This window comes from Allobacillus halotolerans (assembly GCF_018967645.1).
GTDB lineage: Bacteria > Bacillota > Bacilli > Bacillales > Alkalibacillaceae > Allobacillus > Allobacillus halotolerans.
Genome location: NZ_JAHLZF010000077.1, coordinates 1 through 385, shown reverse-complemented (window position 1 = coordinate 385; position 385 = coordinate 1). Strand labels below are relative to the sequence as shown.

The following is a 385-nucleotide window of genomic DNA, read 5'->3' as shown; positions in this document are numbered from 1 at the left end:
TCTTAGAAAGTGGATATGGAACAAGTAACTTCGCTAACGGAAAAGATGGAGTATACAACTACTTCGGTATTGGCGCTTACGACAACAATCCTAACTACGCAATGAAATTTGCTAAGAATAAAGGTTGGACATCTCCAGCAAAAGCAATCATGGGCGGTGCTAGCTTCGTAAGAAAGGATTACATCAACAAAGGGCAGAATACACTGTACAGAATCAGATGGAATCCTAAGAATCCAGCTACGCACCAATACGCTACTGCTATAGAGTGGTGCCAACATCAAGCTAGTACAATCGCTAAGCTATATAAACAAATCGGCTTAAAAGGTATCTATTTTATAAGAGATAAATATAAATAAAGAGGTGTATAAATGTACAAAATAAAAGA

1 protein-coding gene is annotated in these 385 nt (G+C 37.1%); it reads left to right on the top strand.

Going from position 1 to position 385, the window contains the following annotated elements; translation table 11 throughout:
• On the top strand, positions 1–356 hold a 356-nt coding region (locus KQ486_RS14510; RefSeq protein WP_246569357.1), incomplete at its 5' end, for an N-acetylglucosaminidase.
• Positions 357–385: the final 29 nt, after the last annotated feature.